This window comes from Candidatus Pelagibacter sp. HIMB1506 (assembly GCF_052047935.1).
Taxonomy (GTDB): domain Bacteria; phylum Pseudomonadota; class Alphaproteobacteria; order Pelagibacterales; family Pelagibacteraceae; genus Pelagibacter.
In genome coordinates this window covers 1,035,969-1,053,287 of record NZ_JBNAIS010000001.1, presented here as the reverse complement: position 1 = coordinate 1,053,287, position 17,319 = coordinate 1,035,969, and the positions used below count along the sequence as shown (strand labels likewise).

Annotated in this window: 20 protein-coding genes and 1 tRNA gene; 9 read left to right on the top strand and 12 right to left on the bottom strand. The window is 28.3% G+C overall.

What is annotated here, in order from left to right:
* Both ACTTA8_RS05620 and ACTTA8_RS05615 read right to left on the bottom strand, forming a co-directional pair.
* Positions 1 to 579, bottom strand: coding sequence for a DsbA family protein (locus ACTTA8_RS05620; RefSeq protein ID WP_262589778.1), 579 nt, complete (start codon positions 577 to 579; stop codon positions 1 to 3).
* Positions 576 to 1,064, bottom strand: coding sequence for a DUF721 domain-containing protein (locus ACTTA8_RS05615; protein ID WP_440654818.1), 489 nt, complete (start codon positions 1,062 to 1,064; stop codon positions 576 to 578). The genes ACTTA8_RS05620 and ACTTA8_RS05615 overlap by 4 nt, the downstream gene beginning before the upstream one ends.
* Between ACTTA8_RS05615 and ACTTA8_RS05610 the strand changes: the two genes are divergently transcribed.
* The gene (locus ACTTA8_RS05610) at positions 1,065 to 2,051 is read left to right on the top strand and encodes an A/G-specific adenine glycosylase (protein WP_440654817.1); all 987 of its coding nucleotides are present in this window, start codon (positions 1,065 to 1,067) and stop codon (positions 2,049 to 2,051) included.
* Positions 2,048 to 3,193: a salicylate 1-monooxygenase gene (locus tag ACTTA8_RS05605; RefSeq protein WP_440654816.1), complete on the top strand. Its 1,146-nt coding sequence runs from the start codon at positions 2,048 to 2,050 to the stop codon at positions 3,191 to 3,193. The genes ACTTA8_RS05610 and ACTTA8_RS05605 overlap by 4 nt, the downstream gene beginning before the upstream one ends.
* On the opposite strand, the gene ACTTA8_RS05600 is transcribed toward ACTTA8_RS05605, so the two are convergent.
* From ACTTA8_RS05600 to ACTTA8_RS05590, 3 genes are all read right to left on the bottom strand, one after another.
* Complete coding sequence (locus ACTTA8_RS05600; RefSeq protein ID WP_440654814.1) at positions 3,190 to 4,260, bottom strand: site-specific DNA-methyltransferase; 1,071 nt, start codon at positions 4,258 to 4,260, stop codon at positions 3,190 to 3,192. The genes ACTTA8_RS05605 and ACTTA8_RS05600 overlap by 4 nt on opposite strands.
* A gap of 105 nt (positions 4,261 to 4,365) precedes the next feature.
* Positions 4,366 to 4,926 carry a ribonuclease HII gene (locus tag ACTTA8_RS05595; protein ID WP_440654813.1) on the bottom strand — a complete coding sequence of 187 codons (561 nt, stop codon included), beginning with the start codon at positions 4,924 to 4,926 and terminating at the stop codon, positions 4,366 to 4,368.
* Positions 4,926 to 5,642: a uracil-DNA glycosylase gene (locus tag ACTTA8_RS05590; protein WP_440654811.1), complete on the bottom strand. Its 717-nt coding sequence runs from the start codon at positions 5,640 to 5,642 to the stop codon at positions 4,926 to 4,928. The genes ACTTA8_RS05595 and ACTTA8_RS05590 overlap by 1 nt, the downstream gene beginning before the upstream one ends.
* Before the next feature lie 14 nt (positions 5,643 to 5,656).
* Here ACTTA8_RS05590 and ACTTA8_RS05585 point away from each other — a divergent pair, with 14 nt between their 5' ends.
* The 4 genes from ACTTA8_RS05585 (at position 5,657) to ACTTA8_RS05570 (ending at position 9,572) form a co-directional block, all read left to right on the top strand.
* Entirely contained in the window at positions 5,657 to 7,345 is a 1,689-nt protein-coding gene (locus tag ACTTA8_RS05585) for a tetratricopeptide repeat protein (protein ID WP_440654809.1), read from the top strand.
* A complete protein-coding gene (locus tag ACTTA8_RS05580) occupies positions 7,342 to 8,184 on the top strand; it encodes a 4-(cytidine 5'-diphospho)-2-C-methyl-D-erythritol kinase (protein WP_440654807.1) in 843 nt (280 codons plus the stop codon). The genes ACTTA8_RS05585 and ACTTA8_RS05580 overlap by 4 nt, the downstream gene beginning before the upstream one ends.
* Positions 8,185 to 8,218: 34 nt before the next feature.
* Positions 8,219 to 8,292, top strand: a tRNA-Gln gene (locus ACTTA8_RS05575).
* Between the two features lie 5 nt (positions 8,293 to 8,297).
* The gene (locus ACTTA8_RS05570; RefSeq protein ID WP_440654806.1) at positions 8,298 to 9,572 is read left to right on the top strand and encodes a CCA tRNA nucleotidyltransferase; all 1,275 of its coding nucleotides are present in this window, start codon (positions 8,298 to 8,300) and stop codon (positions 9,570 to 9,572) included.
* Here ACTTA8_RS05570 and greA read toward each other — a convergent pair.
* From greA to ACTTA8_RS05555, 3 genes are read right to left on the bottom strand one after another with little or no spacing between them, the layout of a single operon-like run.
* The gene (gene greA, locus ACTTA8_RS05565) at positions 9,569 to 10,045 is read right to left on the bottom strand and encodes a transcription elongation factor GreA (protein ID WP_440633748.1); all 477 of its coding nucleotides are present in this window, start codon (positions 10,043 to 10,045) and stop codon (positions 9,569 to 9,571) included. The genes ACTTA8_RS05570 and greA overlap by 4 nt on opposite strands.
* A 3-nt stretch (positions 10,046 to 10,048) precedes the next feature.
* On the bottom strand, positions 10,049 to 10,876 hold the full coding sequence (gene hemF / locus ACTTA8_RS05560; protein WP_440654805.1) for an oxygen-dependent coproporphyrinogen oxidase: 828 nt from the start codon (positions 10,874 to 10,876) through the stop codon (positions 10,049 to 10,051).
* A 1-nt stretch (position 10,877) separates the two neighbouring features.
* On the bottom strand, positions 10,878 to 11,336 hold the full coding sequence (locus ACTTA8_RS05555; RefSeq protein ID WP_440654803.1) for a tRNA (cytidine(34)-2'-O)-methyltransferase: 459 nt from the start codon (positions 11,334 to 11,336) through the stop codon (positions 10,878 to 10,880).
* 91 nt (positions 11,337 to 11,427) lie between these two features.
* Between ACTTA8_RS05555 and petA the strand changes: the two genes are divergently transcribed.
* From petA to ACTTA8_RS05540, 3 genes are read left to right on the top strand one after another with little or no spacing between them, the layout of a single operon-like run.
* Complete coding sequence (petA, locus tag ACTTA8_RS05550) at positions 11,428 to 11,940, top strand: ubiquinol-cytochrome c reductase iron-sulfur subunit (RefSeq protein WP_075506393.1); 513 nt, start codon at positions 11,428 to 11,430, stop codon at positions 11,938 to 11,940.
* A 10-nt stretch (positions 11,941 to 11,950) separates the two neighbouring features.
* The gene (locus tag ACTTA8_RS05545; RefSeq protein WP_440613798.1) at positions 11,951 to 13,213 is read left to right on the top strand and encodes a cytochrome b; all 1,263 of its coding nucleotides are present in this window, start codon (positions 11,951 to 11,953) and stop codon (positions 13,211 to 13,213) included.
* Between the two features lie 22 nt (positions 13,214 to 13,235).
* Positions 13,236 to 13,994 (top strand): cytochrome c1, encoded by a 759-nt coding sequence (locus tag ACTTA8_RS05540; protein WP_440655471.1) that lies wholly within the window; start codon positions 13,236 to 13,238, stop codon positions 13,992 to 13,994.
* Here ACTTA8_RS05540 and ychF read toward each other — a convergent pair.
* From ychF to ACTTA8_RS05520, 4 genes are read right to left on the bottom strand one after another with little or no spacing between them, the layout of a single operon-like run.
* Positions 13,971 to 15,044 (bottom strand): redox-regulated ATPase YchF, encoded by a 1,074-nt coding sequence (ychF, locus tag ACTTA8_RS05535; protein ID WP_440654802.1) that lies wholly within the window; start codon positions 15,042 to 15,044, stop codon positions 13,971 to 13,973. The two genes, ACTTA8_RS05540 and ychF, sit on opposite strands and share 24 nt — an antisense overlap.
* Positions 15,044 to 15,604 carry an aminoacyl-tRNA hydrolase gene (pth, locus tag ACTTA8_RS05530; RefSeq protein ID WP_440654801.1) on the bottom strand — a complete coding sequence of 187 codons (561 nt, stop codon included), beginning with the start codon at positions 15,602 to 15,604 and terminating at the stop codon, positions 15,044 to 15,046. Before pth ends, ychF begins: the two co-directional genes overlap by 1 nt.
* Before the next feature lie 40 nt (positions 15,605 to 15,644).
* Positions 15,645 to 16,334 carry a 50S ribosomal protein L25/general stress protein Ctc gene (locus ACTTA8_RS05525; protein WP_440654800.1) on the bottom strand — a complete coding sequence of 230 codons (690 nt, stop codon included), beginning with the start codon at positions 16,332 to 16,334 and terminating at the stop codon, positions 15,645 to 15,647.
* A gap of 45 nt (positions 16,335 to 16,379) precedes the next feature.
* Entirely contained in the window at positions 16,380 to 17,312 is a 933-nt protein-coding gene (locus ACTTA8_RS05520) for a ribose-phosphate pyrophosphokinase (protein ID WP_440618924.1), read from the bottom strand.
* Between the last annotated feature and the right edge of the window lie 7 nt (positions 17,313 to 17,319).

Sequence of the window (17,319 nt, the reverse complement as noted above, 5' to 3'; positions counted from 1 at the left end):
TTATATCATTTTTTCTAGTGCTTTTTTTAAATTTTTATAATTAAGTTTTTTTTCGAATTTTTTGTTATTTATTATTATCGTAGGAGTTGAGTTTACCTTGAAGTTTTTAGAACCATCTATTCGGTCATTTAACACAAAATCCTCAATATTTTTGTTATTCACACAAGATTCAAAATCGATGGAGAAACCTTCATTTTTTAAAAATATTTGAAGATTTTTATTTGCTTCTTCAATAGAGCTTCCCTTTACCCATTTTTGTTGGTTGGCGTATAAACTTTCCAAAATATCAGCATTACCATCATTTTTACATTGAGCAACTTTTGAAGCGTTGAAGGCGGCAATATCTAAAGGAAAATGTCTAAATTCTATTTTAGCAAGACCTGTGTCCAGATATTCTTTTTTAAGTTCTGGATAAACGTTTTTATGAAAATTAGCACAATGGCTGCAAGTTAGTGACTCGAACGCAATTATAGTTATTTTTGCGTCTTTATTTCCAACAATAATTCTTTTTATTTCTTCAGCGTTTAAATTTGAAAAGCTTCCTAAAACAATTATGGCAAGTAATATAATTTTTTTCATTTTTCCTTATAAACTTTTGTTAATTCTGTTAATGATTTTTTAATCTTTTCGTTTTTAACATCTTTGATTTTATCGCGATATTTACTAATTGCCACATTATTAGATTTAATTTCATTCAAACTGCTAGTTTTTTGTTCCTCATCAAAGCTAATAAATTTGAGCTTTTCAACAACATCGTAGCCAAAAAAATTATTCATTTTATCTAAAATGTTTTTTTTTGAATATTCTACATCTACTTCATGGCCCCTTTTAACCATTACAACTAAAGTACTCACACCAAATCGATTTGAGTTTTTGAATGTTTTTGGGAAACAGACTTTAAACAATTCATTCCCGACTAAATATTTCCAATTACTGAGTGTTTCTGAATATATATGACCTTTTTTATTAATAATTTTTTTTAGATTTTTTGGCAAAGTGTCTTTGAAAGATCTTAATCCTTGAATGCTAGTATTTCTCTGCTTAGTATTATTTTTAAATTGCATATGAAAGATCTAATAATAACAAATAAAATTCTCAATTGGTACGATATAAATAAGAGATCTTTACCTTGGAGAAATAAGGTTTCACAAGAAAAGAAACAATACTTTATATTGGTTAGCGAGTTTATGTTGCAACAAACTCAGGTTGCTACTGTGATACCTTATTTTAATAGATTTATTAAAAATATTCCTAATATTGAAAAGTTATCAAAATATAATGATAGAAAATTAACCAAACTTTGGGAAGGTCTTGGATATTATTCAAGAGTAAGAAATTTAAAAAAAACTGCTCAAATAATTGTTAAAAAATTCAATAAAAAAATACCTAGAGATTTTTATGAATTAAAATCATTACCAGGTATTGGCGATTATACAGCGAGTGCAATTTCAGCAATCGCATTTAACAAACCAATAATTCCTTTGGATGGAAACATTGAAAGAGTATTAAAAAGATATCTGTATTTAAAGAAACAAAGTCAAATTAAAAAAGAATTCTTACAAGATCAAAAAAAAATTTTTGGGACATCGACAAAAAGATCAAGCGATTATGCGCAAGCTTTGATGGAATTGGGTGCATTAATTTGTAAACCTACAAACCCTAATTGTAATAAATGTCCACTATCTAATAATTGCAAAGCATTTAAAAATAAAAATTTTGATTTAGTGAAATTAAAGAAAATTAACAAGGAAACATATTATAAATTGAATGTTTATAAAAAAAATAATCAATATTTATTAATCAAAAATAATAAATTTAATTTTTTAAAAAATTTAAATATTTTTCCAATGGATCAATTAAATAATCCTAAAAATTTTGATAAAGATTTAAATTTTAAAATATCTAATATGAATATGAATATTAAAATTGAATATAAAAAGAAGCATTACTTTGACAAAAATATTAATTGGATAAATCCTGCAAAGCTTGAAAATTATGTACTTCCAACATTTACCAAAAAGATAATAAAATTCTTAGAAAGTCAAAAATGAAAAAAATAGCAATTATTGGCGCAGGTATTTCGGGTCTGTTTATAGCTAACTTATTTAAAGGAAATAAAGATTATCAGGTCACAATTTATGAAAAAAAAACTTCATTAGAAATAGGGGAAGGTTATGGCATTCAATTATCTGTTAATAGCGTAAAGTTATTAAACAAATTAGGCTTCTCTTCCTTGTCGAACAAAGAGAAATTTAATCCAAAAAAAATTGACTTTTATCAAATTAAAAATTCAAAGAAAATTTGTGATTTAGATATTTCAGAATTTAATTTTGATGATTGTAAGTATACAACATTGAAAAGATCAAAATTACTTCAGTTTCTAATAAATCGACTGGATAACAATACAATCCAGTTTAACTGCAGTTTGGACAAGATAGAATACAGCAATGATTCAATAAATTTAACTTTTGATAAAGAAAAAACAACTTGTGATCATTTAATTATTTCAGACGGTGTATTTTCAAAAGGAAAGTCATTAATTTCAAATAATAATTCAGAACCAATTTACAATAACACTATCGCTGTTAGAGCCAGTGTATCTAAAGAAAGTCTTGATATTATAAACGAGGATAATATTTCTTTATTTTTAGGATCAGATTTTCATTATGTATTATATCCACTTAATAATGATGAAAATTTTAATTTTATTGGGATATTGAAGAATAAGTTAAATTCCGATCAGCAAAAAAACCACAATCTTTGTAATGAAAGTACATTTATTGAAAACATTAAACAAAAATTATCCAAGAAAATTTCATCAAAAGTATTTCAGAGTCTTGAAGATATTAAATTGTTTCCAGTTTTTGTAAGTAAAAATCCATTTATTCCTCCCAAAAATATTTATTTAGTTGGAGATGCTTTTTTTGCATTCTCTCCTTCTTTTGCTCAGGGAGCCTCACAATCAATAGAAGGAGCTAATCAATTACATAAAGTTATAATTAACCAAAAAAATGATTTTTATAATTCTAGATTAGAGAGAGTAAAAATGATTAATAGAAGATCTGATTTTAATCAATTTGCTTTTCATTTATCAAATCCGATTATGATCTTTTTTAGAAATATTTTTTTAAAGCTTTTGACAAAAAATAAAAAATTTCTGCAAAGTTATTTAGGTAAAATTTATAAAGATTAATTTTTAGAAATTAATCTTTGTCTCAAGTAATCGATTGGGTAGGTTCGTCCATTAATATCACAATGCCAAAATGTCCAACCATTACAGCTTTCAGCTCCCAAAATAGTAGCTGCAACTTTATGAATAGAACCTTCCGCTTGGTTGTGTTTGATGCTACCATCAGCCATTATTCTTGCTGTTATTTTTTTCTTATTATCAAAAATATTTGTTCCAGGCTTAATTATTCCAAGCTCTACCAACGATCCAAATGGAATTCTTGGTTTTGATCTGTTATTTTTAAGTGTATCTAATAAATCATCTTCAATTGGTTTGGTAGCCTTTAAACGTTCCTCAGCAGCTTTAAAATAATTCTTTTCTTTTTCTATACCAAAATAATTTCTCCCTAGTTTTTTTGCAACTGCAGCAGAAGTTCCAGAACCTAAAAAAGGATCAAGAACTAGATCATTTTTATTTGATGTAGCTAGTAAAATTCTATGTAAAAGTGATTCTGGTTTTTGAGTAGAGTGAATTTTTTTTCCATTTTTTTTAAGTCGTTCAGAACCACTACAAATAGGAAGACTCCAATTAGATCTCATCTGAAGATCATCATTTAAACATTTCAAAGACTGATAATTGAATGTGTATTTTGATTTTTCACTCTTCGAAGCCCAAATTAAAGTCTCATGAGCATTTGTAAATCTTGTGCCTCTAAAGTTAGGCATTGGATTATTTTTATTCCAGATGACATCATTTAGTATCCAGAAACCTAAATTTTGTATTGCAGTTCCTACTCTAAAAATATTATGGTAACTACCTATAACCCAAATAGCTCCATCCTTTTTCAAAATCCTTTTGCATTCATTAAGCCATTCATACGTAAACTCATCATATTTTTTAAAATTTTCAAATTGATCCCACTTGTCGTTTACAGCGCTTACTTTTGATCTATCTGGTCTAGTCAATTCACCTTTTAATTGTAAATTATATGGAGGGTCAGCAAAAATTAAATCAAAAGTTTCACGTGGAATTTTTTTTAATTCTTCGAGACTGTTTCCGTTAATTATTTTATTTTTAAAATCAGATTTCATTTGTAAAAAATTAATTAGACTCCAAATGGATTCCTCGGTCAACCTGTGATTGAAAAAATTAGATTCGATTTGTGTATCGAATTTTAATGATAACTAGATGTAGTATTAAGTTAATCTAGATATAGGAGAGAAAGTTTTTCTATGATGTTTGGTTATGCCTAGTTTCTTTAATGCTTGTAAGTGTTGTTTAGTTCCATATCCAAAATTTTTATCCCAATGATAACCTTTGTTTTTTTTTGATAGAGTAGCAACTAATCTATCTCTTGATACTTTTGCTATTATAGAGGCTGCAGAAATTGATGGAATTTTTTTATCACCCTTTATGATCGATTTTAATTTATAATTTTTTAAATTTGGAATTTTGTTTCCATCTATCAATACAAGAGTTGGTTTTTTTTTTAATTTTAATATAGATCTTTTCATAGCCAGTAAACTTGCATTTAGTATATTGAGTTTTTCAATCTCGTTAACAGAAGCTTTGCCTAATGACCAAATTGAATTTTTTTTAATATAATTAAAAAGGTATTCTCTCTTTTTTTTACTCAACACTTTTGAGTCTTTTAAAATTTTTGGATCCGCAGATTTCTTGAGAATGACAGCAGCAGCATAAACAGGACCTATTAAACTACCTCTGCCGACCTCATCAACACCAGCTATTAATTTCATTAAATTGTTAATTTTAACTCTTTAACTTTTTCTCTTATTTTTTTTAAATCTTCCCATGAATATTTTTTATTATCTGGATATCTAATTAAATAAGAAGGGTTAAAAGTTATCATTAAAGGATAAGTATTATTATTTAAAATTATTTCCTTCCATTTACCTCTTTCTGAAGATATTTTTTCATTAATCCCAGTAACAGCTTCCATAGCTGTGCTACCCATTAAAATTATAATTTTGGGATCAATAATAGATATATGTTCTTTTAAAAAGTTTGAGTAACGTTTAATTTCTTGTGAAGTTGGTTTTCTATCCTCTGGTGGTCTAAAATTTATTGCATAACTTGTATAAATATTTTGTCTCTTAATATTTATTGCTATTAACATTTTGTCTAAAAGCTCTCCACTTTCTCCTTTAAAAGGGTTTCCAACTTTGTCTTCAATTTCGCCTGGTGCTTCTCCGATTAACATTATAGGACTATCAATATTTCCTTCTCCAAGAACAATATTTTTGGAATTATTTCTTAGTTTACAATTTTCAATTGAATTTAATTGTTTCTTTAGATTTTCTAATAAATCTTGTTTATTTCTTTGATTGATATCACTTTCTTTTTTGACTTCAGAAAACCTATTAATAGGTTTTTTATCAAATACAAAATTGGCTTCTATTGTATTTATTAATTCTTCGTTTAATTTGTCGTTTTGATTTATCAATTTTTTCACCTTACAAGGATTAAATGATATCTAAAATATTTAAAATCATATTGTTATTAGTGTTATCCTATCAGACACCCGTTTATTCTAAAAGTACAAGTTTTAATGATTTCAACTCAAGAGATTTATCTAATTATTTTTCAGGTATTATAGCTTATGAAAATAGAGATAATTCAGAAGCTTTAAAATATTTCAATTTAAGTAAAGTTTTATTAAACAGCCATGACAATTATTTAAAAAGATACGTTAATTCTCTTGTATTGGAAAACAAAGTAGCGCAAGCAATTAATGTTATAAAAAATAACTCAAAAAAAAGCAACTCCAATTTTTTTGATGCATATGTTTTATTAATAATTGATAGTTTGAAAAAAAATGATTTTGATAAAGCTGATATTTACTTAGATCAAAGTTTGAGATTTCAGGAAGAAAATAGAATTAATCTAGTAATTTTTGAGACTTTAAAGCAGTACATTTACACTTTTAAAAATAAAAAACTTTTACCTAATAAGAAAAATTTTGGAAACTTATCATTAATAGCTGAGGCATTTCAAAGATGTCATTATAATGATCAAAGAACCAGCTCTTTCTTTTTAAATTTAATCAACAGTCAACAAGGTGATTATTCAAGATATATATTTTTTTATATAAATTATCTTATTCAGAATAAGGAGTTTGATCAGGCAAAGTCAGTAATTGATCAAATTGATTATATTGGCTCAACACTTTTGTTAACTCAAACCAAAAGCTGGATAGATAATAATAAGTTTAAAAGTTTTGAAAAAATTTTCTCATGTGGAAACCACAATGATATAATTAGTGAATTTTTATTTTTGATATCAAATCTTTATTCATCACAAGATAATTTTGAAAAATCAAATTTTTATTTAAATTTATCAATATACTTAAATCCTAAATTTGAATTTAATTTATCCCTTGTTGCAGAAAATTTCTTTGCAGATGGTGAATACAACAAGGTAAAAAAAATAGTAAGAAAATTTAAAGAGACTGATGAGTTTTATTATTGGTTTAGAGTTAAAAAAGAAGCGCAAATAATAGTGAAAGAACAAAATTATGAAAAGGGCACAAGCTATATCGAGTCTAAATTTAAAAATATTGAAAAACCTAATCCAAAGATGATTTTTGATTTAGCGAATTTTTACAAAAACTCTAAAAATTATGAACTTGCAATTGATAATTATTCAAGATTAATCTCCTCACTAGAGGATACATCTGTAATTAAATCAGATATTTTATATCGAAGAGGTGGGAGTTACGAAAGATTAGGTAATTATGAGAAGTCAGATGAAGATTTACTTCATGCATTAAGAATAAGACCTAATGATGCATATGTCCTAAATTATCTTGCTTATTCTTGGTTAGAACGTGATTACAAAATAGATGAAGCGATGGAAATGTTAAAAATAGCATATGATTTAAAAAGTAATGATCCCTATATTATTGACTCAATTGGTTGGGCATATTTCTTGATAGAGGAATATAAAGAAGCAGAAAAATATTTAAAAAGAGCTGTAGAATTAATGCCTGATGACCCAATAGTAAATGATCATTACGGAGATATATTGTGGAAGCTAGATCAAAAAATTCAGGCGAGATATTTTTGGAATAGTGTGTTGAGCTTTGATGATACTGAAGATGATATGATAGAAAATATAAACAAAAAATTGATTACTGGCTTTAAATCTATTCAATGAAATTAAATTTAAAGTCTCATGCTAAAATCAATTTAGCTCTCAATGTAACAGGAAAAAATAAATCATTACATAAAATTGAAAGCATCATTAGTTTTATTGATTTGTATGATGTTATTTCAATAAAAAAAAAAGGAGGTGAAAAACATAATATTTCTTTTCAAGGGAAATTTGCGAAAGGTATTGGAAAAAAAAATACCGTTCAAAAACTCTTTCAAATACTAGATCGAGAAAAATTATTGCTAAATCAAAAATTTAGAGTTTCTATAACAAAGAATATTCCTCAAAAAGCAGGACTTGGTGGTGGTTCTATTAATGCTGCGAGTATTTTAAATTTTTTAAATAAAAAAAAGGTAATTAAAATTAGTGAAAAGAAAATTTTGGAGGTTTGCTCTGAAATAGGGTCTGATGTTATTTTAGGTATAGACCCATCTAGCTCAGTTTTACTTTCAAACAATAAAATCAAAAAATTTTTTAATTGTCCGACTCTAAATATGCTTTTAATAAAGCCCAATTTTGGTTGTGCGACAAAAAAAATTTATTCTAACGTTAAAAATTTTAAAAAACCAAAATTTAATAATCCAAAAAAAAATATGTTTGGTTATAAATTTTTAAAAAATCAAAGTAATACTTTAGAAGATGTTGCAATTTCAAAATACCCACAAATAAAAAAGATTAAGTTGTTTTTAGAAAAGACTAATAATCCTGAGTTTGTAAGAATGACTGGGTCTGGATCTACAGTTATTGCATACTATAAATCAGTCAAAGACTGTAATTCAGCAAAAGTTCAATTTAAGAGGAAATTTAAAAATTGTTGGTTGTGTGTATCAAAAACTATATAAATTTATTTTTTTTGTGTTATAGGAACTATAATATTGGGGCGTAGCCAAGCGGTAAGGCACGGGTTTTTGGTACCTGCATCCTAGGTTCGAATCCTAGCGCCCCAGCCATATATATGGATAAATTTTTAGATAAAATTTTTTTTAGGTCCAAAAATCTTAATTACATAAGTAAAAATATAAAAAACATATCCGAGAACACTCCTGCAAAAAAAATTTTTGAAGCAATTAACAATTATTCTGAAAATAGTGAATTAAGATTTGTTGGAGGATGTATTAGAAAAATTATAAATCGAGAAGAAGTAGATGACATTGATTTAGCAACTAACATTACACCAGATGAAGTTTGTGATGCACTAAATAAACATCAAATTAAATTTTTTGAGTCAGGTAAAGAACATGGCACGATAACTGCAGTAATAAATGAAAAAAACTATGAAATTACTTCACTTAGAAAAGACGTTGCTACAGACGGAAGACATGCAAAAGTTGAATTTACTTCTGATTGGAAAGAAGATTCAAAAAGAAGAGATTTTACAATTAATGCTATTTACTCTGATAGTTTAGGAAATTTATTTGATCCACAAAATGGTAAGCTAGATTTAAATAAAGGTGTTTTAAAATTTATTGGAGATCCAGAAAAAAGAATTCAAGAGGATTATTTAAGAATATTAAGATATTTCCGTTTTCATATTAATTACTCAACTGAAAATCATAAAACAGAGATAATTAAAATATTTAAAAAAAATATCAAAGGTATTTCGAACTTATCTGCTGAAAGATTATTAGATGAATTTAAAAAGACAGTTAAATCAAAAAATTTTCTCAAATTATTTGAAGATCAACAAAGTTTAGAAATATTAGAAATAGTATTTCCACAATTTAAAAATATTAATCATTTTAAGAAGCTAAATTCATTCAGTTCTAAAGCTATCAGTAGCTTTGACTTTATTTTTATAATTGCATTACTGATTATTGATGAAACAGACAATACTGATTATTTTATTTACAAATTTAAAATCTCAAAAAAAGATCAAAAGAGGCTCAAATTAATTCATTATTTTTTCAAAGAAAATGTGAATATTAAAAGTTTTACAGAAAAAAACTTTAATAAAATATTTTACTATAATGGCAGACAAACTGTGATTGATATAATTAATTTTAAATTGTTCTTTTCAAGTAAGGTAGAAAATAAATTATTAAAATTACTTAAAATTTATGAAAATAAAACATTGCCTGAATTAAAAATTGGAGCAAATATTTTAATGTCTAAGTATAAAATTCCTGAGGGTAAAATTTTAGGTAATAAATTAAAACTTATTGAAGAAACCTGGGTTCAAAATGGATTTCAAATTTCAGATAAACAAGTTGAAAAAATTGTAAAAAGTTAAATATATTTAACGTCTTTAATTTCAAAATTCTTTGTGCCTGAGGGGGTGTTTATTTCCACAAGATCACTTTTATTTTTACCTATTAATCCTTTTCCAATTGGTGACTGAAAGAAAATTAATTTTTGTTTTAAGTCAGCCTCATCTTTTCCAACAATTTTATAATTTATTTTTTCTCCACTATCTAAGTCTTCTAAATATACAGTTGATCCAAAAATTACTTTGCCCTCATTATTTAATTTAGTTACATCAATTACATTAGCTCTAGCTATTATGTCGTTTATTTCAGTAATCCTACCTTCATTGTGAGATTGTTCTTCCTTTGCAGCATGATATTCGGCATTTTCTTTGAGATCTCCATGCGATCTTGCTTCAGCAATTGCAGCAACTATTTCAGGTCTTTTCTTTTCTTTTAAAAAAATGAGTTCTTCCTCTAATTTTTTTAGACCATTTGAAGTTATAGGTTCTTTTTCCATTTTTTATTTCCACTTTGCTAAGGGAGGTAATGACATTAAAATTCCTTCAACATTACCACCAGTTTGTAATCCAAATTTAGTTCCTCTGTCATACAGTAAATTAAATTCTGCGTAACGACCTCTCTTAATATACTGCTTCTCTTTTTCTTTTAAAGACCATTTTTTGTTAATTTTTTTTCTAATAATTTCATTAAAAATCATTTGAAAAGTAATACCAACATCTCTTACAAATTTAAAATCTTTTTCGAAATTATCATCTTTATAATCAAAAAAAATTCCCCCAATTCCTCTAGCTTCTTTTCTGTGGGGTAAATAAAAATATTCATCGCACCATTTTTTATATTTTTTATAATAATTTTTATTATGTTGATCACACATTAACTTTAAAGTTTTATGAAATTTATTTTTTTCATTATCATCTTTGATGGCTGGGGTTACATCCATTCCCCCTCCAAACCAATTTTTTTGAGTGCTGATATATCTTGTATTAAAATGCATAGCTGGAATGTGTGGATTTTGCATATGCATAACTATTGAAATTCCTGAAGCCCAAAATCTAGGATCTTTCTCAGCTCCTAGTATATTTTTTTGAAATTTTTTAGGAAATTTTCCATATACCTTTGAGAAATTTACTCCTACTTTTTCAAAAATTTTTCCATTTTTTAAAATTCTATATTCACCACCTCCTTCATCTTTTTTAGAGTTTCTTTTCCAAGAAGTTGATACAAATTTTATTTTGTTGTTTTCTAATTCAAGTATGTCATTACAAATTGCATTTTGTAATAATTTGAACCAATTGCTAGCTAGGTCTTTTTTAATTGAATTGTCCATATTACATTAAATTATTTTGCCTTAAACTTTCAGCCAAAACTATTGCAACTGAGGATGCTATATTTAGAGATCTAGCATTTTCATTCATTGGAATTTTTAGACGATCATCAATCAGCTTATGAACCTTCTCTGGAACACCAGCGCTCTCTCTTCCAAATAATATTGTATCATCAGCTTTAAAATTAAATTTAGTATAATTTATAGAACCCTTTGTTGTCATTAAAACAATTCTTTGATTCTTTTTTTCTTCAAAAAAATGTTCTGCACTTTGGTAGAATTTAATTTTACTATAGTCCATGTAGTCCATGACAACTCTTTTAAACCTTTTGTCAGATAATAAAAATCCACAAGGCTCAATAATTTCTAATTCCGCCCCTAAACAGGCACACGTTCGTATAATTGCAGCTGTATTCTGTGGAATATCTGGCTCGTATAGTGAAATTTTAGGTCTAGGTTTCATCCGTAATGTGTCATTCTTTCAGTAGAAAAATTACTGTTATCTTATAAGAAATCGTATATTAAATTAATTTTTTAACAAAAAACTATTTAAAATGTCAGATAAAAAGCCAAAAAAAAGAAGAGATTTTTTATTTACAGCGACCACAGCTGTAGGTGCAGTTGGAGCTGCAGCAGTAGTGTGGCCCATGGTAGATCAAATGAACCCAGATGCTTCAGTTAAAGCATTAGCAAGTACCGAGGTAGATGTAAGTTCAGTCAAACCTGGAAACACAATTACAGTTCTATGGAGAGGAAAACCAGTTTTTATTAGAAGAAGAACACAAGAAGAGATCGACGAAGCAAGATCTGTTAAAATGGAAGAATTAATTCATCCAGAAAAAGATGAGGATAGAGCAAAAAATCCTGAATGGTTAGTCATGCTTGGAGTTTGTACTCATTTAGGATGCGTGCCTTTGAATGACAAAGGTGATTATAATGGATGGTTTTGTCCTTGTCACGGTTCTCACTATGATACGTCTGGAAGAATTAGAAAAGGACCAGCTCCTTGGAATATGGAAGTTCCAAAATATGAATTCGTAAACGCAAACACAATTAAAATAGGATAGTACAGCTGTTATGAGTGATCACGATTATCAACCTAAATCAAAAGTTGGTCAATGGTTTAATGATAGATTACCGTTACTAACTCTTGCAAATCATTTAACGGATTATCCTACTCCAAAAAATTTAAATTACTGGTGGACATTTGGAGGAATTTTAACTTTTTGCTTAATCACACAAATTATAACAGGATTAACTTTGGCAATGCATTACATTGCTCATGCTGACATGGCATTCGAAAGTGTTGAGCATATAATGAGAGATGTTAACTACGGATGGTTAATTAGATACATACATGCAAATGGTGCATCGATGTTTTTTCTTGCTGTGTATATTCATATCTTTAGATCGTTATTTTATGGTTCTTACAAAGCACCAAGAGAAATAATTTGGATTATAGGTATAGTAATTTACTTGTTAATGATGGCAGCTGCATTCATGGGCTACGTCTTACCTTGGGGACAAATGAGTTTCTGGGGAGCAACAGTTATTACAAATTTATTTAGTGCAATCCCGTTAGTAGGTGAGGGAATTGTAACATGGTTATGGGGTGGATACTCAGTTGATAATCCAACTTTAACAAGGTTTTTTACTCTACATTATTTAATCCCATTCTTAATAGCAGGACTTGTAATTTTACATATATGGGCTCTGCATGTACCTGGAAATAATAATCCAGTTGGTATTGATATCAAAAAACCATCTAAGGATACTGTCCCATTCCATCCATACATTGTTATTAAAGATGGTTTTGCATTATTAATGTTTATGATTGTTTTTGCATTTTTTGTTTTTTATACGCCTAATATTTTGGGTCACGCAGATAATTACATAGAGGCAAATCCTATGGTAACTCCAGCTCATATAGTTCCAGAATGGTATTTGTTACCTTTTTACGCAATACTAAGATCGGTACCGGATAAACTACTTGGAGTAATTGCAATGCTATCTGCTATTTTAATACTTGCAGCTTTACCTTGGCTAGATACTTCAAAAATTAGATCAGCAGTATTCAGACCTTTGTATAAACAGTTTTACTGGATTTTAGTAGCAGACGTTTTAATTCTTGGTTACATGGGAGCAATGCCTGCAGAAGGTCTTTATTTATTAATTGCAAGAGTAGCCACTGCCTATTATTTCTTACATTTCTTGGTTATTCTCCCTGTGCTTGGATTTAAAGAGAGAACATTACCTGTTCCACTAAGTATAACAGAGCCTATTTTAGGTGGATCACCAAACTTAGCAGCCGCAAAACACAGAGAAAGTAAAATAAAATAAAGTGAAAAAGTTATTTAAACTAATTTTAATACTTTCATTTTTTTCTCTAAATAGTATCCAAACATTTGCTGCAGAAAAAGTAGATTATCTTAAAACAGATTGGAGTTTTAAAGGTCTTTTTGGAAAATTTGATAGAGCAGCTCTTCAAAGAGGATATCAAGTTTATACGGAAGTTTGTGCTTCTTGCCATTCAATGAAATATTTGAGCTATAGAAATTTATCAGAAGAGGGTGGACCAGAGTTTTCAGAGGCAGCTGCAAAAGCAATCGCTGCTTCTTTTGAAGTTACAGATGGACCAAACGCTGATGGTGAAATGTTTACTAGACCCGGAAAACTTTCGGATAAATTTGTAATGCCATACGACAATGTAAAAGCTGCGCAAGCTGCTAACGGAGGAGCTTATCCACCAGATATGTCTGTTTTAGTTAAAGCTAGAGGTGGTGGAGTTGATTATATTTATTCTTTACTTCAAGGTTATGATGATCCACCAAGCGGAGTAGCTTTGGATGATGGAGTTTATTATAACAAATACATGTATGGTAATAAGATCAGAATGGCAGCGCCATTATCAGATGGAATTGTAGAATATGGGGATGGTACTAATGCATCAGTTGAACAGATGTCAAAAGATGTAACAACATTTTTAATGTGGGCTGCGGAGCCTCACTTAGAAGCAAGACACCAAATGGGATTTAAAGCTATAGTATATTTGATTATTTTAACTATTTTAGTTTACTTTAGTATGAAGAAAATTTGGTCACGTGTTGAATCTGAAGTTTAATACATCTCCATCTTTAACAATATAATCTTTTCCTTCTAATCTCATTTTCCCATTTGCTTTAGAATTTACCCAGCCATCATTTGCTATAAAATCTTCATAAGAAATAGTTTCAGCTCGTATAAAGCCTTTTTCAAAATCAGTATGTATTTCGCCTGCTGCCTTAGGAGCTGTACAATTTTTTTTAATTGTCCATGCTCTTGTTTCTTCAGGACCTGATGTAAAATAAGTATCTAGCTCTAGAATATTGTAACCTTTTTGAATTAACATATTTAATCCAGTTTCTTTTAAACCTATCATTTCCATATAATTTTTTTTCTCTTCAGCAGGTAGCTCATTAATTTGATTTTCAATATCAGCGGATACAATTAGTGTATTTTCATTCCCAAATTTTTCTATGAAATCATTTGTATATTTATTACCATTCTGAACGCTTTGTTCATCGACATTACAAACATATATTTTTGGCTTAATTGATAATAAACCGCTTTGATTTAATTGCTTCGTATCAAATTGTGTTTTTAGAACTGAAATATCTTTATCATTATTTATGCAATCTAGAGCAATTTCTAAAATTTTAAGTTGTTCCTCATCTACATTTTTTTTGTTATTTTTTTCCAATCTTTTTTGAATACTTTCAAGATCTGCAAGCATCATTTCAGTTTCAATAATTTCCAAATCTCTCACTGGGTTTATATCAGGATTAACATTTTGGATATCATCTGAATCAAAACATCTAATCATATGAATTACAGCATCAACTTCTCTGATATGAGAAAGAAATTTATTTCCTAATCCTTCTCCTTTTGAAGCTCCTTTAACAAGACCAGCAATATCAACGAATGAAATTGTAGTATTAATTACCTTTTTAGAGTTAGATACTTTTGATAATTTAGACAATCTTTCATCTGGTACGGGAACTACACCAACATTTGGATCAATTGTACAAAATGGAAAATTAGCCGCTTGTGCTTTACTAGAATTTGTTAGTGCATTAAAAAGTGTAGACTTACCAACATTTGGTAACCCAACAATTCCACATTTAAAACTCATTATTTATTATTAACTGTACTTGAAAATAGATCTAATTTTTTATCAATTAATATTGAAATTGACTCAGTAATATTATTTGTAATTTTTTCTAATCCAGCCATTTCATCTTCATCAAAATTTTGAAGTACAAAATCACTTACTTCCATATTGTCCTTTGGTTTTCCAATACCAATTCTTACTCTAGAATAATCTTTACCAATAAATTTATCTATTGAAGCTATACCATTATGACCTGCGCTAGATCCACCAAACTTGGCTTTAATTTTTCCAAATTCTACATCTAAATCATCATGAAAAACTATGACATCCTCAGCATCTATTTTAAAATATTCTATTAATTCTCTTATACAAATTCCTGAATTATTCATGAAAGTTAAAGGTTTAATTGCATATATTTTTTTGTCTCCAACATTTCCTGTTGTAAGCAAACCTTTAAATTTTGGTTTTTGTTTTGATAGGCCAAATTTTTTATTTATCGAGTCTATAATTTTAAAACCTACATTATGTCTATTATTTTCACTATCGGGCGTTGGGTTACCTAGTCCTACAAATAAAAGCATAAAAATTTTTTAATGGAAAACAAACTTCAGTCTAAATAATTTATTTTTTTTCTTCGGCAGGCTTCTCTTCGCCTTCAGCAGCTGGTTTATCGCCTTCAGCTGGTGCAGCAGCCTCAGCACCCGCTTCACCCTCTGCAGCTTCAGCTTCAGCTGGTTTTTCTGGCTCTTTCATTACAGTTGGAGCCGCAAGTGTTGCAATAACGAAATCCCTACCTTGAATAGTTGGTACAACTTCAGGATCTAGATTAATTGATGAAATTTTAAAACTTACTCCAATATCAATACCATCTAAATCGATTAAAAGATTGTCAGGTATTTTTTCACTTGGACATTTTAATTCAACTTTTCTTCTTACAATATTTAATACTCCACCTTTTTTTAATCCAGGTGATTTTTCATGATTAATAAATTTAACTGGAACCTCAATTCTAATTTTTAGACCAGGCACAACTCTTAAAAAATCAACATGTATAGGTTCGTCTGACAAGATGTGATATTTTACTTCTCTTGGCAGTACATTTTGTGGTTTACCGTTTACATTTAATGTAAGAATTGTAGATAAAAAATTTGAATCTTCTAACATCGACTTTAGCAGTTTCTTAGATATAGAAACTTTTTCATTTTGAGCTTCACCGCCGTAAATTATAGCTGGCACTTCTCCATTATCTCTTAGTGAGTTGAGATCACCTTTTGTTTTAGTATCTCTGATGTTAGCTTCTAAAGTATTCATAAAATCAAGGGTTTTTAGCTCAAGATCCTTAATAACACAAGGTAATTATTTAAATAAATCAGATACAGAAGTAGAATTTGATATTCTTTTAATTGCTTCACCCATTAGCCCTGAAATAGATAAAACTTCAATGTTTTTTGCACCTTTTATTTTGTCACTATTATCAATTGTGTCTGTAATTACTAAATTTTTGATAACAGAATTTTTAATTTTTTTGACCGCTTCACCACTAAGTACTCCGTGAGTAATATAAACGTAAACTTCTTTTGCACCTCTATCTTTTAGAGCTTTAGCTGCATTTACAATTGTTCCACCTGAGTCGATGATATCGTCTACAATTATACATGTCTTACCTTTTACATCCCCGATCACATTCATAACCTGAGATTGTCCTGGCTTAGGTCTTCTTTTATCTACTATAGCTAGACCAACATTTAAAAGTTTTCCAAGAGATCTTGCTCGCTCTGTACCACCCACATCTGGAGCAACACAAATCATATTTTTACTTTTAATTTTTTTCTTAACGTGTCTTGCAAAAATAGGAGTAGCAAACAAGTTATCTACTGGAATATCAAAAAATCCTTGAATTTGTCCTGCGTGCAAATCTACTGTTACAACACGATCTGCTCCTGCTTTTGTAATCAGGTTAGATACTAGTTTTGCTGAAATTGAAGTTCTTGGGACAACTTTTCTATCTTGTCTTGCATAACCAAAATATGGAATAACAGCAGTTATATTTTTGGCAGATGATCTTTTTAAAGCATCTATGCATAATAAAAGTTCCATTAAATTATCATTAGCTGGTGAAGAAACAGATTGAATAATAAAAATACTATTTCCTCTTATGTTTTCATTAATCTCAACATAAATTTCACCATCAGAAAAATTTCTAATACTTGAATTGACTAATTTAGATTTTAAATATTTAGCAATATTCTTACTGAGAGGTTTATTACTATTTCCTGATAATAATTTCATGAAAAAA

Bases quoted from the DNA above. Each gene is read 5' to 3' on its own strand.
- ACTTA8_RS05610 (WP_440654817.1), top strand. From the start codon at position 1,065: ATGAAAGATCTAATAATAACAAATAAAATTCTCAATTGGTACGATATA.
- ACTTA8_RS05605 (WP_440654816.1), top strand. From the start codon at position 2,048: ATGAAAAAAATAGCAATTATTGGCGCAGGTATTTCGGGTCTGTTTATA.
- ACTTA8_RS05595 (WP_440654813.1), bottom strand. From the start codon at position 4,926: ATGAAATTAATAGCTGGTGTTGATGAGGTCGGCAGAGGTAGTTTAATA.
- ACTTA8_RS05545 (WP_440613798.1), top strand. From the start codon at position 11,951: ATGAGTGATCACGATTATCAACCTAAATCAAAAGTTGGTCAATGGTTT.
- pth (WP_440654801.1), bottom strand. From the start codon at position 15,604: ATGCTTTTATTTGTAGGACTAGGTAACCCAACGCCCGATAGTGAAAAT.
- ACTTA8_RS05570 (WP_440654806.1), top strand. From the start codon at position 8,298: ATGGATAAATTTTTAGATAAAATTTTTTTTAGGTCCAAAAATCTTAAT.
- ACTTA8_RS05585 (WP_440654809.1), top strand. From the start codon at position 5,657: ATGATATCTAAAATATTTAAAATCATATTGTTATTAGTGTTATCCTAT.
- hemF (WP_440654805.1), bottom strand. From the start codon at position 10,876: ATGGACAATTCAATTAAAAAAGACCTAGCTAGCAATTGGTTCAAATTA.
- ychF (WP_440654802.1), bottom strand. From the start codon at position 15,044: ATGAGTTTTAAATGTGGAATTGTTGGGTTACCAAATGTTGGTAAGTCT.
- ACTTA8_RS05525 (WP_440654800.1), bottom strand. From the start codon at position 16,334: ATGAATACTTTAGAAGCTAACATCAGAGATACTAAAACAAAAGGTGAT.
- ACTTA8_RS05615 (WP_440654818.1), bottom strand. From the start codon at position 1,064: ATGCAATTTAAAAATAATACTAAGCAGAGAAATACTAGCATTCAAGGA.
- ACTTA8_RS05620 (WP_262589778.1), bottom strand. From the start codon at position 579: ATGAAAAAAATTATATTACTTGCCATAATTGTTTTAGGAAGCTTTTCA.
- ACTTA8_RS05580 (WP_440654807.1), top strand. From the start codon at position 7,342: ATGAAATTAAATTTAAAGTCTCATGCTAAAATCAATTTAGCTCTCAAT.
- ACTTA8_RS05600 (WP_440654814.1), bottom strand. From the start codon at position 4,260: ATGAAATCTGATTTTAAAAATAAAATAATTAACGGAAACAGTCTCGAA.
- greA (WP_440633748.1), bottom strand. From the start codon at position 10,045: ATGGAAAAAGAACCTATAACTTCAAATGGTCTAAAAAAATTAGAGGAA.
- petA (WP_075506393.1), top strand. From the start codon at position 11,428: ATGTCAGATAAAAAGCCAAAAAAAAGAAGAGATTTTTTATTTACAGCG.
- ACTTA8_RS05520 (WP_440618924.1), bottom strand. From the start codon at position 17,312: ATGAAATTATTATCAGGAAATAGTAATAAACCTCTCAGTAAGAATATT.
- ACTTA8_RS05555 (WP_440654803.1), bottom strand. From the start codon at position 11,336: ATGAAACCTAGACCTAAAATTTCACTATACGAGCCAGATATTCCACAG.